This window comes from Blastococcus jejuensis (genome assembly GCF_039534705.1).
In the GTDB taxonomy this organism is placed as follows: domain Bacteria; phylum Actinomycetota; class Actinomycetes; order Mycobacteriales; family Geodermatophilaceae; genus Blastococcus_B; species Blastococcus_B jejuensis.
The window spans coordinates 1-14,116 of record NZ_BAAAVV010000018.1 but is presented as its reverse complement, the minus strand read 5'-3'; the positions used below and the strand labels follow the sequence as shown (position 1 = coordinate 14,116).

General features: G+C 73.0%; 11 protein-coding genes and 1 other RNA gene. 7 read left to right on the top strand and 5 right to left on the bottom strand.

The window, feature by feature from the left end; all coding sequences use genetic code 11:
• Positions 1-22: 22 nt before the first annotated feature.
• Together ABD644_RS21325 and ABD644_RS21320 are read left to right on the top strand one after the other, a co-directional pair.
• Complete coding sequence (locus tag ABD644_RS21325; protein ID WP_344691110.1) at positions 23-1,774, top strand: class I adenylate-forming enzyme family protein; 1,752 nt, start codon at positions 23-25, stop codon at positions 1,772-1,774.
• A gap of 85 nt (positions 1,775-1,859) precedes the next feature.
• On the top strand, positions 1,860-2,888 hold the full coding sequence (locus tag ABD644_RS21320; protein WP_344691108.1) for a potassium channel family protein: 1,029 nt from the start codon (positions 1,860-1,862) through the stop codon (positions 2,886-2,888).
• A 156-nt stretch (positions 2,889-3,044) separates the two neighbouring features.
• Here the strand turns inward: ABD644_RS21320 and ABD644_RS21315 are convergent, their stop codons facing one another.
• Positions 3,045-4,622 carry an adenylate/guanylate cyclase domain-containing protein gene (locus ABD644_RS21315; protein ID WP_344691106.1) on the bottom strand — a complete coding sequence of 526 codons (1,578 nt, stop codon included), beginning with the start codon at positions 4,620-4,622 and terminating at the stop codon, positions 3,045-3,047.
• A gap of 186 nt (positions 4,623-4,808) precedes the next feature.
• Here ABD644_RS21315 and ABD644_RS21310 point away from each other — a divergent pair, with 186 nt between their 5' ends.
• The 3 genes from ABD644_RS21310 (at position 4,809) to ABD644_RS21300 (ending at position 8,225) form a co-directional block, all read left to right on the top strand.
• Positions 4,809-6,683 (top strand): hypothetical protein, encoded by a 1,875-nt coding sequence (locus ABD644_RS21310; protein ID WP_344691104.1) that lies wholly within the window; start codon positions 4,809-4,811, stop codon positions 6,681-6,683.
• A gap of 40 nt (positions 6,684-6,723) precedes the next feature.
• A complete protein-coding gene (locus tag ABD644_RS21305) occupies positions 6,724-7,506 on the top strand; it encodes an IclR family transcriptional regulator domain-containing protein (RefSeq protein ID WP_344691102.1) in 783 nt (260 codons plus the stop codon).
• 71 nt (positions 7,507-7,577) lie between these two features.
• The gene (locus tag ABD644_RS21300; protein ID WP_344691100.1) at positions 7,578-8,225 is read left to right on the top strand and encodes a VOC family protein; all 648 of its coding nucleotides are present in this window, start codon (positions 7,578-7,580) and stop codon (positions 8,223-8,225) included.
• An 18-nt stretch (positions 8,226-8,243) separates the two neighbouring features.
• On the opposite strand, the gene ABD644_RS21295 is transcribed toward ABD644_RS21300, so the two are convergent.
• Both ABD644_RS21295 and ssrA read right to left on the bottom strand, forming a co-directional pair.
• Positions 8,244-8,531 (bottom strand): DUF1905 domain-containing protein, encoded by a 288-nt coding sequence (locus ABD644_RS21295; RefSeq protein ID WP_344691098.1) that lies wholly within the window; start codon positions 8,529-8,531, stop codon positions 8,244-8,246.
• A gap of 233 nt (positions 8,532-8,764) precedes the next feature.
• Positions 8,765-9,140: a transfer-messenger RNA gene (ssrA, locus tag ABD644_RS21290) on the bottom strand.
• Positions 9,141-9,221: 81 nt separating this feature from the next.
• On the opposite strand from ssrA, the gene ABD644_RS21285 reads away from it, so the two are divergent.
• Positions 9,222-9,959 carry a sulfotransferase-like domain-containing protein gene (locus ABD644_RS21285; protein WP_344691096.1) on the top strand — a complete coding sequence of 246 codons (738 nt, stop codon included), beginning with the start codon at positions 9,222-9,224 and terminating at the stop codon, positions 9,957-9,959.
• A gap of 2 nt (positions 9,960-9,961) precedes the next feature.
• A complete protein-coding gene (locus ABD644_RS21280; RefSeq protein WP_344691094.1) occupies positions 9,962-10,858 on the top strand; it encodes an aminotransferase class IV in 897 nt (298 codons plus the stop codon).
• A gap of 66 nt (positions 10,859-10,924) precedes the next feature.
• Here the strand turns inward: ABD644_RS21280 and ABD644_RS21275 are convergent, their stop codons facing one another.
• Positions 10,925-12,061, bottom strand: a complete 1,137-nt coding sequence (locus tag ABD644_RS21275) for a magnesium and cobalt transport protein CorA (RefSeq protein ID WP_344691092.1) — start codon at positions 12,059-12,061, stop codon at positions 10,925-10,927.
• Between the two features lie 275 nt (positions 12,062-12,336).
• Positions 12,337-13,959 (bottom strand): SLC13 family permease, encoded by a 1,623-nt coding sequence (locus ABD644_RS21270; protein ID WP_344691090.1) that lies wholly within the window; start codon positions 13,957-13,959, stop codon positions 12,337-12,339.
• Positions 13,960-14,116 lie beyond the last annotated feature (157 nt).

Sequence of the window (14,116 nt, the reverse complement as noted above, 5' to 3'; positions counted from 1 at the left end):
GCCTGTCGACGAGAGGTTGCGCATGACCGCCACGCAGTCCGCCCCCGCCCCGACGGCCGCCAGCTGGCCGCCGGGACTCCCCCGGTCGCTGGACTACCCGGCGGTCCCGGTGGGGTCGATCCTGCGGGCCGCGGCCCGCCGGTGGGGCGACCGGACGGCGTTCATCGACCACGACGTGCCGCTCACCTACACCGAGCTGGGCCGGCGGGCGCACGCCGTCGCCGGCTGGCTGGCCGACCATGGCATCGGCCGCGGCGACGTCGTCGCGGTGCACCTGCCCAACTGCCGCCAGTACCCGCCGCTGTACTACGGGATCCTGCTGGCCGGGGCGACGTTCTCCCCCACCAACCCGCTGCTGCCGGCGCCCGACCTCGCCGCGCAGCTCACCGACGCCCGGGCGAAGCTCGTGGTCACGTGGGACCAGGTGCTGCCCTTCGTCCGCGGCGCCCTCGCCGAGAGCCCGGTCGAGACCGTCGTGGTCACCGGTGAGGCGCACACGCTCGACTTCGCCGCCCGCCTCTCGGGGCTGGAGGACGGCGAGCTCGACCTGGCCGACCTGCTCGCCGGCGACCCCACCGACCGGCACCTCGACGCCGACCTCGACCCGGCCGGCGACCTCGCGCACCTGGCCTACACCGGCGGCACGACGGGGGTCAGCAAGGGCGTGGAGCTGCCGCACCGCACCGTCGTCACCAACGTGCTGCAGTCGGCCTGCTGGACGTCGGGCTCGATGCCCGAGGTCGACGAGGCCGGCGACGTGACGATCCGCCAGGTGGGCAGCCCCGAGGAGTACCCGATCCGGCTCGGCGAGGGCGTCATGGTCAACCTCACGCCCTGGTTCCACGCGATGGGCGCGATCGGCTACCTCAACGGCCTGGTCATGGGCGGGACGACGACGGTCATCCACATGCGCTTCGACCCGGCGAAGTACGTCGAGGACGCCGTCAGGCACCGGGTCACCTCGATCGGCGGCGCACCGCCGGTCTTCGTCGCCCTCCTCCAGGTGCCGGGCATCGAGGACGTCGACCTCTCCTCGGTGCGCGGGGTGGCCAGCGGTGCGGCGCCGCTGCCGGTCCCGCTCATCGAGCGCCTGAAGCAGCTGCTGCCCAACGCCGTCATCGGCGAGGGCTACGGCCTGACCGAGGTGACGATGCAGGCGACGGGCAACCCGTCGTTCCGCTCGGGCACCCGCAAGCCGGGCTCGGTCGGCGTGCCGGTGTTCGACACCGAGATCAGCATCCGCCCGCTCGGCGGCGGTGACCCGCTGCCGGCCGGCGAGCGGGGCGAGGTCTGCATCCGCGGCCCCCAGGTGATGCGCGGGTACGCGCACCGACCGGAGGCGACCGCCGAGGCGATCGACGCCGACGGCTGGTTCCACAGCGGTGACGTGGGGATCCTCGACGAGGACGGCTACCTCTCGATCGTCGACCGCACCAAGGACATGCTGCTCTACAAGGGCTACAACGTGTTCCCACGCGAGCTGGAGGAGCACCTGTTCGGCGTGCCCGGGGTGGCCGGCGCGGCGGTCGTCGGGCGGCCCGACGAGCAGGCCGGGGAGCTGCCGGTGGCCTACGTCGTCCGCAAGGACGACGAGACCGGAGCCGCGCTGACCGCCGAGTCGGTGATGGCCGCGGTCAACGACAAGGTGACGCCCTACAAGCGGCTGCGCGACGTCGTCTTCATCGACGCGATCCCGGTCTCGGCCGCGGGCAAGGTGCTCAAGCGCGAACTGGCCGCGCGCGAGCGGGCGGCCGTCGAGGGCACGACGGGCTGAGCGGCCCCGCATCGGGGAGGCGCCGTCTGACCCGAACGGGTGCGGCGACGCGCACCCGCCGGGCTCGCTCACTATCGTCTCCGCGGTGGACAGCGAGCGGGACGGCCCGGAGACCGAGCACACCGGTGTCCACCTGGCCCACCAGGAGCAGTCACCGGTGCGGCAGGTGTGGCGCCGGGTCGTCTTCGCCTTCTTCGTCCTCGCACTGACCGTCGTCGTCATCTACCTGGACCGCGACGGGTACCGGGACGGCGACGACGTAGGGCTGTCCCTGCTCGACTCGATCTACTACGCCACGGTCACGCTCTCGACCACCGGCTACGGCGACATCACACCGATCACACCGGGCGCGCGGCTGGTCAACATCCTGCTCATCACGCCGCTGCGCATCACGTTCCTGCTCGTACTCATCGGGACGACCCTCGAGGCGCTCACCGCGCGCTCGCGGGAAGAGTTCCGCATCCGACGCTGGAGGTCCCGCGTGCGCCAGCACGTCATCGTGTGCGGCTACGGCACCAAGGGCCGCAGCGCCATCCGCTCGCTGCAGGCCACCGGGACGCCGCTGGACAAGATCGTCGTCGTCGACCCCGAACCGCGGGCGATCGACGAGGCCAACTCCATCGGCCTGACCGGGATCGTCGGCGACGCCGGCCGCACGGAGGTGCTCCGCCGGGCCTCGGTCGAGCGCGCCCGCGCGGTCATCGTGGCCGCCAACCGGGACGACGCCGCCGTGCTCATCACGCTCACCGTGCGGCAGCTCAACCCCAGCGTGCCGATCACGACCAGCGTCCGCGAGGAGGAGAACGCCAACCTGCTGCGCCAGTCCGGCGCCGACACCGTCATCACGACGTCGGCCACCTCGGGGCGGCTGCTCGGACTCTCGACCGACTCCCCGCGCGTCGTCGCCGTCGTCGAGGACCTGGTCACCGGCGGGCACGGGCTCGACCTGCACCAGCGCACCGCGACCTCCAGCGAGGTCGGCCTCGGGCCGCGGGCGCTGCGCGACATCGTCCTCTCGGTGACCCGCGGCGGGCGCACGCTGCGGTTCGACGACCCGCTGATCGGCACCCTGCAGCCGGAGGACGTGCTCGTCGTCGTCCGCAGCCACCACTAGATCGCGATCCTCCGGATCGCACCGCGGCCAGGTGCCGTCCCGACCTGTGCTGAGCCCTTCCCGTCACCCCTCGGGAGACCCTGCGGGCCCCCGCTCGGCGTGACCCGCTGCGCGGCGGCTCCCGCCGCCCGTCGGGGAGCCTCCGGCCCCCACTCCTCACGACCCTCGCTTCGCTCGGTGGCTCCCGCCGCCCCTCGGGGAGCCCTCCGGGCCCCCGCTCGGGACGACGACCCACGTCTCCGTCTGCTCGTCGCGGCCGCGGAGCTCGACCTCGCCGTCGCGCACCCAGTGCTCCCGCTCCTCCGGGGCCGCGGCCTGCACCGTCGGCGCGCTGGCGACCGCACGGCCGGGGTGGTCCTTGGCCAGCTCGGTCAGCCGCGCCGCCTCGTTGACCGGGTCGCCGATGACCGTGTACTCCAGCCGGCTGGCCGCCCCGACCTGCCCGGCCCACACCTGGCCGCACGAGACCCCGACCCCGACGTCGACCTCCCCGGCCTCGATCACCCGGTCGCAGATCCGGCGCGCGGCCCGCAGCGCGGCGCCGGCCGGGTCCTCGAGGTCGGTCGGCGCACCGAAGACGCACAGCGCGGCGTCGCCCTCGAACTTGTTCACCAGGCCGCCCTCGTCCTCGACCGTCTCGACGACGATCTCGAAGAACCGGTTGAGCAGGCCGACCATCTCCTCGGGGCCGGTGCGCCGGACCAGTGACGTGGACCCCGCGATGTCGACGAACAGCGCCGCGACGGTCCGCAGCTCCCCGCCCAGCGAGACCCCGTTCGCCAGCGCCTGCTGGGCCACCGACGTCCCGACGTGCCGGCCGAACAGGTCGCGCAGCCGCTCCCGCTCGGCGAGGCCGGCGGCCATCGTGTTGACGCCCTCCTGCAGCAGCCCGATCTCGCCGGCGTCGTCGACGACGACGCTCACGTCGTAGTCGCCCTCGCCGACCCGCTGCACGGCGGTGCGCAGATCGCGCAGCGGCTGGCCGACGGCCCGGGCGGTGAGCAGCGTGGCCAGCGCACCGACGAGGAGAGCGACGACGACGAGGAAGACGACCGCCCCGCGGCCCGGCCCGTCGGGGTTGCTGGGGTCCAGGTACAGCAGGACGACCCCGACCATCGGCACCCCGCTGCTCAACCCCCAGGTGAGCAGCAGGCGGGGGCGCACGCCGAGGGCGAGCCGCCCGGTCGGCGGGTGCGCCGCGAGCGCCCGCGCGGTGACGTCGCGGGCGGCGCGGGCGACCAGCAGGTAGGTGACGCCGGCGGTGACCAGCCCGCCGAGCAGCACCGCGACACCGATCCGCGCCCCGACCCGCCCGTCGGGGAAGGAGACGGCGCCCACCACCCCCACGAGGACCGCCCCGACCAGCCAGATCGTGCCGGCGATCAGCGCGGTGTCGACCGGCAGCCGCAGCGCGTGGGCCGCCTCCTCCGCGGAGGGCCGGCGCCCGGCCAGCAGCCAGCCGTTGGTGCCCCGCTGCCGGCGCAGCCCCGCGATCGTCCCCGCCGGGAAGGCCACGACCAGGTAGCAGGCCGCCGCGACGATCACCGGCAACCGGCCCGTGGCACTGCCGTCGTCCACGCCGATCAGCAGCAGGACGACGGTGCCGACACCGATCAGGTTGGCCACGTTGACCAGAAGCACGATCAAGGGGACGGCGAGCCGCCCGCTCGGCTCCCACGACGCGAGCAGGCCGTCCCGGGGGACCGTCCGGGGCGAGGACCCTTCGGCGGTCATGCCGAGCGCGACGACGGCCGCGTCTGGCCGGCGCCGGGTCGCCCCCCGATCGAGATCACCACGTCATGATCGCCGAGGCGCGTCCGAGGTGCCCGCCGGACCCGACACCGGCCCGATCCCGCACGCGCTGTGACATGCTGCCCAGCCCGGGCAGCGTGCCGGGCGCCGGAGCGAGATCGGGGTGGCATGTGCGACGACGGGGCGCCTCCCCGCGCCCGTCCGCAGGACCGCCGGCTCAGCCGGCGCCAGGTGCTGCAGGGCATGGTGGCCCTCGCCGCCCTCTCCGGCTGCACCGCCGGTAGCGGGAGCGAGCGTGCCGCGGCGGCCTTCACGGCCCCGCTCGGTCCCCGCTCCCCCGCCGCGGGCCGGCTCGAGGCGCGGATCATCGCGATGCACCTGCACGCCTCGGCGTCGGAGGGCGTGGGCAGCGTCCGCTCGCAACTGGCCCAGGCCGCGATGCACGGGTACGACGTCGCCTGGTTCACCGAGCACGACTGGCGGCGGCGGCGCCTGCTGTTCCGCCGCACGTACTCGTTCGTGCCCGGCGAGGTGCAGAACGGCGCGGCGTGGGAGCTCGTCCGCCGGCCGGACTCAGGCACGCCGGCCCGCGGCAGCGGCGGCAGCCAGGTCGGCGACCCGGTCAGTCCCGCCGACCCGGCCACGCCGAAAGCCTCGCTGCGCATCCGGACCACGAGCTCCGGCGACGGCCCGGCCGCGGTGAGCTACGCCATCGAGGCCCGGGGCGGGTCGCGCACCAACTACCGCAGCCGCATCGCCGGCCGGGTCGAGAAGCTCGACGTCCTGGCCGTCGCCACCGGCCCCGACGCGTGGGGGGAGGTGCTGCTGTCGCTGTCGCACCACCCGGCCACCGGCGGGCGGCCGGAGGGCGTCTACGCCGTCCGGTACCGGCTGCGCACCGACGTCCGCGAGCGGGCCGTCTCCAGCGAGGGGCTGACCGGCATCGTCGACGTCCCGGTGCCGGCGGGGCGCTGGCACGAGGTCACCCTGGACCCGGTCACCGACCTCGCCGAGATCTATCCCGACATGGACAGCCGGGACCACTCGCTGCACGACATCGTCTTCCGCGGCGTGAGCCGGCGGGCCGCGCCGTCGGACGTCGTCTTCGGCCACCTGCGCCTCGAGGAGCAGGACGGCTACGACGCGGTGGGCGTCGAGCACGACCTGGTCGCCTCCTACGCCGGCCAGGTGCCCGAGGTGCTGGGCCTGATCGGCAGCGAGATCTCCCTCGGCCCGCACCTGAACCAGTACGGCGGCGAGCAGGTGCCCTACGACTACGGGCCGGTGCGGCGGCTCGGGGACAAGCCCGGGGAGGACGCCTACCCCTCGATCGTCGACCACATCCACGCCGCCGGCGGCCTGGCCTGCATCAACCACCCCGGGGTCCCGGTCACGACGCTGCTCGCGCAGCGCACCGCGGCCGACATGATCGAGGTGGGTTTCGGCACCGGCGGGCCGGACGGCATCGCGCGCCAGCTGGCCATGTGGGACACGCTCAGCCGCAACGGCCTGTTCCTCACCGGCAACGGCTCGTCCGACGACCACACCGGCCAGCGGTGGGAGCAGCAGGGCAACCGCTACTACACCGCCGCCTGGGCCGAGCGGGTCGCCCAGCCCGAGCTGCTCGACGCGCTCGGCCGCGGGCGCGCCTTCGTCGGCTATCTCGGCTCGTTCGCTGGCACCGTCGACATGGCCCTCGACGACGCGACGCCCATGGGCGCGGTCGTCGTCGGCGCGCCCCGCGAGCGGACCCTGCGGATCGACGTCACCGGGCTCCCGGACGGCGGCGCCGTCGAGCTCGTCCGCGGCGTGGTCGACCGCGCCGGGCCGGCCGACGCCACCCCGGGGACGACGGTGGTGCAGACCTTCGGGGCGGGCGAGCTGGACCGGGCCGCAGCGGTGCCGCTCGACGTCTCCGGCGACTGCTTCCACCGGGTCCAGGTCGTCGACGGTGCCGGCGCGATCGTCGCCTACGGCCAGCCGATCTGGACCCTCGCCGACAGGCCGCCCCGCGTGCCGGCGAATCGGCTGGTCGCGGGCTGACCTGCCCTCGTGGTCCCGCTGTGGTTCTAGGGTCTGCGCCGTGGGAGCCGAGCAGGTCCGGTCCGACACCCTGCAGTCGCTGGAGCGCGGCCTCGCCGTCCTGCAGGTCTTCTCCCGTGACAACCCGCGGCTGACGCTCAGCGACGTCGCCCGGCTGGCCGGCGTGACGCGCGCGACCGCCCGCCGGATCCTGCTGACCCTCCAGCACCTGGGGTACGTGCGCGCCGAGGGGCGGCAGTTCTCCCTGACCCCGCGGGTGCTCTCGCTGGGCTTCGGCTACCTGTCCTCGCTCAACCTGTGGGAGATCGCCCAGCCCTACATGGAGGAGCTCGTGGCCCGGACCCACGAGTCGTGCTCGGCAGCGACCCTCGACCTGCCCGACATCGTCTACGTCGCGCGGGTGCCGACCCGGCGGATCATGGCCATCTCGCTCGGGATCGGCTCGCGGCTGCCCGCGCACTGCACCTCGATGGGCCGGGTGCTCCTGGCGGACCTGCCGCCGGCCGAGCTCGACGCGTACCTGGTCACCGGGCCGTTCGCGGCGCTGACCGAGCGCACGGTGACCGATCCCGGGCGGCTGCGGGCGATCATCGGCCAGGTCCGCGAGCAGGGCTGGTCGATGGTCGACCAGGAGCTCGAGACCGGCCTGCGCTCGGTCTCCGCGCCCATCCGGGGCACCGACGGCCGGACGGTGGCCGCGCTGAACCTCGCCGCGGCAGCCCCTCGGGTCACCCTCGAGGAGCTGCGCACCCAGTTCCTGCCGCCGCTGCTGCACACCGCCGAGCAGGTCTCGCTGGCGTTCACCCGCAGCGGCAAGCGCTGAGACGCCGGCGTCGTCGGGCGACGGGGCTCGGGACGGCGACACCGGCGCCGCGGCACCGCTAGGTTGCCCACATGCCCGAGTGGATCACTCCCCGGCAGTTCCACGAGTCGGCCGGGGTCGACGACTGGCGGGTCCTGGCCAACGGGGTGTCCGCGCACTTCCGCACCGGCTCCTTCGACGCGGGCGTGGACCTCCTGGAGGCGATCGGCGAGCTGGCCGCCGCCGCCCACGACCCCGACGTCGACCTGCGGTCCTCGGGCGTGACCGTGCGCCTCATGGCCGACGAGCAGCACGGCCTGAGCCGCCGCGACGCGGATCTGGCCCGGGACATCTCGACGGCGGCCCGCCGGCTGGGTGCGGCCGCGGACCCGACCGCCGTCCAGGACGTGCAGGTCGGGGTCGACGCGCTCGACATCCCCGCCGTCCGGGCGTTCTGGCGCGCCGTGCTCGGCTACCGCGAGGTGGGCGACGAGGACCTGCTCGACCCCTACGCCCGCGGCCCGTCGGTGTGGTTCCAGAAGATGGACGCACCGCGCCCCGAGCGCAACCGCATCCATCTCGACGTCTCGGTCCCCCACGACCAGGCCGAGGCCCGCGTGGCAGCAGCCCTCGCGGCCGGGGGCCGGCTCGTCACCGCCGGCCACGCCCCGTCGTGGTGGGTGCTGGCCGACGCCGAGGGCAACGAGGTCTGCGTGACGACGTGGATGGGCCGCGATTGAACGACGGGGACCCGGGCGTCAGACGGCGACCGAGAGGCAGACGGTCACCACGTCGCCGACCTCGAGTTCCTCGGCCCGACGCACGGCGTCCTTCACCGGTACGACGTAGCGCCCGTCCTTGGGGAACAGCGACGTCGTCCACTCGGTCTCGCGGATCTGCGCCGTCACCGGGATCATCCCCCAGCCGTAGCTGACCAGCCCCGAGGCCTCCTTCAGCGTCCCCGACTCCGCGTCCGGGACGGTGACGAAGTGGAACGGCGAGGGCCCCCGCCAGAACCACACCTCACCGGTGAACCGGAGCTCCATCGACGCAGGATAGGAGCCCGGCCCCTACGGTTCGTGACCGCGTCGCGCGACGGCGGCCCGACATCCGCACCGTCCGGATCCCCGGTGCGGGGCACCTCGCCCACCTCGACCGACCGGCGGAGTTCGTCGCCGCGATCCGCGCGGCCGCGGCCCCCGCCGGCTGGCCCGGCCGATGGCCGGAGACGCACGGAGGGCCCGGTCGTCTGACCGGGCCCTCCGTGGTGGAACAGGGGTGGTGGAGGTGGCGGGAATCGAACCCGCGTCCTTCGACGCATCACCAGGGCTTCTCCGAGCGCAGTCTGCCTCGCCTCTACTCGACCCCACCGATCACGCAGACAAGTCGGTGTGACGGGCCCAGTCGCTGTTTGGTGTCCCGCGCGTGCCCGCGACCGGCACGCGCAGTGAGTCATCTAGCTGATGCCAGGATCCGGGCCGATGACGAACCCGGGCTGACAGACACGCCTAGCTGCCGTCAGGCAGCGAGAGCGTAGTCGCGCTGATCAGAGTCGGCGCTTGTGTTTTTTGCAACGGATGGTTAACGAGCTCATCGTTGCCTTCCTCGGCTCGCTTCCCCTGGTCACCCGACCGAAGTCGAGACCATTCACCCCCTGTGTAGTTGTGCGAAGAGGATAACGGCAGTCTGGGCCGAGGTGTTCCCCATCGGGGGTGAATCGCGAACCGAGGAGGCCCATGACCGAGCGCGCGCCGGTGCGCATCGCCATGTGGTCCGGGCCGCGCACGCTGTCGACCGCCACGATGCGAGCCTGGGAGAACCGGCCCGACACCGTCGTCGTCGACGAGCCGCTCTACGCCTACTACCTGGCCGCCACCGGCATCGACCATCCCGGCCGCGACGAGATCCTGGCCAGCCAGCCCACGGACTGGCACACGGTGGTCCACTCGCTGACCACGGACGACCTCCCCGACGGCGCCACGATCAGCTACCAGAAGCACATGACCCACCACGTGCTGCCCGAGATCGACCTCGGCACGCTCGAGCCGCTGACCCACGCGCACCTCATCCGCGACCCGCGGCGGGTGCTGGCCAGCTACACCAAGGTGCGGGATCAGCCGACGCTCGCCGACCTCGGCGTGCAGCAGCAGGTGGCCCTGCACCGCCGGTTCGGCGGGCCGGTCGTCGACTCCGACGATCTGCTCCGCGACCCGGAGGGCGTGCTGCGGGCGCTGTGCGCGGCGCTCGGCGTGCCGTTCGACGCCGCGATGCTCTCCTGGCCGGCCGGACGGCGGAACTCCGACGGCGTCTGGGCGCGGTTCTGGTACGCGAGCGTCGAGGCGTCGACCGGCTTCGGCCCGTACCGCGGCACCGACGTCCCCGACCTGCCCGACCACCTGGCCGCACTCGCCGAGCAGTGCCGGCCCTACTACGACGAACTGGCCGCCGCGCGGCTGACCGCCCTGAGGAGCTGACCGTGCTGCAGGAGTTCGACGAGCGCAACCGCGACCTCGTCATCAACGTCAACGGCCGGCTGTCCCACCGCGACGAGGCGGGGATCAGCCCGTTCGACTCCGTCGTCCAGGGCGGCGACGCCGTCTGGGAGGGGCTGCGGCTCTACCGGGGCCGGATCTTCGCCCTCGACGAGCACCTGGCCCGCCTGCGCCGCTCGGCGCAGGCGCTGGCCTTCGAGCAGATCCCCACCGACGACGAGCTCGTCGAGCAGATCCGCCGCACCCTGGCCGCCAACGACATGACCGACGGCGTGCACATCCGCCTGACGCTCACCCGCGGGGTGAAGGTCACCAGCGGCATGGACCCCCGGCTCAACCGCAGCGGCCCGACCCTCATCGTGCTGGCCGAGCACAAGCCGCCGGTCTACGACGCCGGCGGCATCACGCTGATCACCTCGAGCATGCGGCGGCCGACGCCCGACGTGCTCGACCCGAAGATCCACTCGAACAACCTGCTCAACTCGATCCTCGCCAAGATCGAGGCGAACGTCGCCGGCGCCGACGACGCGGTGCTGCTCGACTCCCGCGGGTTCATCGCCGAGACCAACGCGACGCACCTGTTCTTCGTGCTCGACGGCGTCCTGTGCACGCCGACCACCGACGCGTGCCCGGAGGGCATCACGCGCGCCACCGTGCTGCGCCTGGCCGCCGACGCCGGCATCCCCACCGAGGTCGGCGACTTCCCGCTGACCCGGCTGTACTCCGCCGAGGAAGCGTTCGTCACCGGCACGATGGGCGAGCTCACGCCGGTGCTCGTCGTCGACGGACGGCGGATCGGCACCGGCGCCGGGCCGCTGACGAAGCAGCTCGCGGCCGCCTACGCGCAGCTCACCGCGACCAGCGGCACGCAGGTGACGTGATGGAGCGGCCGGCCTTCAGGGGCCCGCGCCGAGCCTGCGAGGCGTGGGGGGAAGGCCGGTCCTTCTTCAGATCCAGCCGCGGCGCTTGAAGACGACGTAGAGCGCCACGCTGACCCCGAGCATCGCCAGCAGCGCGAACGGGTAGCCCAGCTGCCAGTGCAGCTCCGGCATGGCGTCGAAGTTCATCCCGTAGACGGTGCCGACGAGGGTGGGCGCGAAGAGGATGGCCGCCCACGCGGAGATCTTCTTGACCTCCTCGCCCTGCGCGATCGACGCCTCGGTCAGCTCGCGGATCTCCTCGTTCTGCCGCTGCGCCACCAGGGTCGCGTTGACCGTGAGGATGTCGCGCAGCTGCAGCCGGAACGCCTCCACGCGCTCGGTCACCTGGGCGACGTGGTCGGCGACGTCGCGCAGGTAGCCGCGCAGCTCCTCGTCCACGCCGTACTTGTCGAACCCGGCGGTGATCGCGGCCAGGATGCCCGTCAGCGGCATGGCAGCGCGCTGGAACTCGAGCACCTCCTGGGACAGCTCGTAGATGCGCCGCGACACCCCGGGGTCGCCGCGGAAGACCTCGGTCTCGATCTCGTCGATGTCGGTGGCCAGCCCGTCGACGACCGGCCGGTACCCGTCGACGACGGCGTCGAGGATCGCGTAGAGCACCGCCTCGCTGCCCTTGGCCAGCAGGTCCGGCTCGCTCTCCAGGCGGCGCCGGACGCGCGCGAGGTCGGGCGACTCGCTGTGCCGGACGGTGATCGCGAAGTCCGCGCCGAGGAACAGGTGCAGCTCCCCGAACTCGACCTCCTCGACCGCGTCCAGGTACCGCGCGGCCTTGAGGACGACGAACAGCGTCGACCCGTAGCGCTCGAACTTGGGCCGCTGGTGCGCCTTGATCGCGTCCTCGACCGCGAGCTCGGGCAGGTCGTAGAGCTCGGCCAGCTCGCCGAGCTCGTGCGGCTCGGGCCGGTAGAGGCCCAGCCACGCCAGGCGGTCCTCCCCGTCGGCCAGCTCCTGGCGGCTCTCGGCCGCCGACTCCGGCGTCGCCACCCGGCGGCCGGCCGAGTAGACGGCGTTGTCGATCATCCGGGAGGGGCCCGGGGTCGACACGGGTGGGAGGGACGGCGCCGGCGCCGGTCGCGGCTCGACCCGCGGACGGCGGGTGAGCGTGGACAGGGCGGTGAGCGGCGCGCGGCGGCGGTCGGTCATGACGGACTCCCGGACAACGAGGGCGACGAGGACACCTGGAGGTCCTCGCACCCGGCCCCGTCCCGGGTCCCATCCTGAGCGTGCGAAGGGTGGGGAGGACGGGGTCCTTCTTCAGGTGCGGGGAAGGACCTCGGGATCGGGACTGGGAGGTTCGCTGCTCATCGGCTCGACTCCCTCCCGCCCGGCGCCCACGTCCGTCGCGTAGGCCGTCGACCATGGTCCCACGGGACCCTCGCAACCCCGCAGCGGCCGTTCCCCCGGGTGGGTGACGCCGGTCAGCCGGGGTTGCCCAGCACCAGGCCGACCATGAGCGGCAGCAGCAGCACGATGAGCAGCGCGCCGAGCACGTCGAACGAGGCCCCCGACCGGATCATCTTGGTGATCGGGACGACGCCCGAGCCGTACGCGATGGCGTTCTGCGGCGTCGAGACCGGCAGCATGAACCCGAACGACGCCGCGAACGTCGCCGCCAGGGCCGGTACGAACGGGTTGATCCCCGCGGCCATCGCCACCGGGATGATGATCGGCACGACGACGGCGGCCGAGGCCGTGTTCGACGTCGTCTCCGAGATGATGATGGCCAGGATCACCGCGAAGATCGTGATCGCGAACGTGCTGGTCAGCCCGAGCAGGTCCGCTGATCCCTCGCCGATCGTCTGCGCGAGACCGGTGCTGTCGAGCAGCGAGCCGAAGATGATGCCGGTGCCGAACAGCAGGATCGTGCCCCAGTCGATCTTGGCCGCGTCGCTCCAGTTGAGCGTGAACTCGCGGCTCTTCCAGTCGGTGGGCAGCAGGAAGAGCAGCGAGGCGCCGAGGACGGCGATGATGCCCTCGTCCATCCGGTCGCTGATGGTCGTGTAGAGGTCGGAGTCGGTGCCGGCGGTCAGCGCGATGATGCCGGGGAAGATCCACAGGAAGACCGTGACGCCGAAGGCGATCAGGGTGTTCTTCTCGGCGCGGGAGAAGCGGCCGAGTTCGGCGCGCTCCTGCTGCACGTACTCGCTGACGCCCTCGATCCTCTTGATCTCGGGCCGGTTGAGCAGCAGCAGCACCGCGGCCAGGGCGACGAACATCAGGGCGCAGATCGGCAGCGCCATCAGCATCCAGTCGAGGAAGCCGATCCGCTCCCCCGTCGCCTCCTCGATCAGCCCGCGGCCGATCAGGTTGGGCGGGGTGCCCACGGGTGTGATCAGCCCGCCGACGCTGGCGCCGTAGGCGAGCATCAGCATCAGCGCCACACCCACCCGCAACCGCAGCGGGTCGAAGTCCGGCTTCACCAGCTCCTTGTCCTGCAGCAGCTTGGCGATCACCGACAGGATGCCCAGCGCCGTCGGCAGGAGCATCGCGACCGTCGCGGTGTTGCTGACGAACGCCGACAGCACGGCGGTGATCGCGCCGAAGGCGATGACCACCCGGTAGGTCGACGCGCCGACCCACTTCAGCGAGAGCACGAACATGGCGAACCGCCGGGCCAGCCCGTGCTTGAGCATCGCCATCGCCAGGATGAACGCGCCGATGAACGTGAAGATCGTCGGGGAGCCGAACGGCGCCAGTGCGTCGTCCGAGGGGACGACGCCGAGGACGACGATCGCGGCGACGCCGATCAGGCCGCCGATCGGGATGGGCACGGGCTCGGTGATCCACAGGACGATGACGCCGAGCAGGATCGCCGCCAGCAGGTGCTGCTCGCGCGGCAGGTCGAGCGGCAGGAGCGCGAAGACGATCGTCACCGCCGGGGCGAGGAAGAGCCCGACGGTGCGGCGGGCCTTCTCGAAGCGTTCCTCGGCCGGGCTGAGCTCCTGCTCCCCGAGGCTGCGATAGGTCGCGCTGCCCCGGAACGCGGCGTCCACATCGGTCCGCTGGACCTGCTGCCCCTGCTCCCGCTCCGTCGCGGTCATGGCGCCTCCCCTGTGCACGGCGTGCCCCGACCCTAATGGGGCCGCACTCGGTCGGTTCTGGAGATGATCGGGTGTCCGAGCCGCCGGTGGGTGAACACTGCCCGACCCAGGTCCGATCGTTGAGGCCCAGGCCTAGATCGTGTCCCCGCCGGTTGGG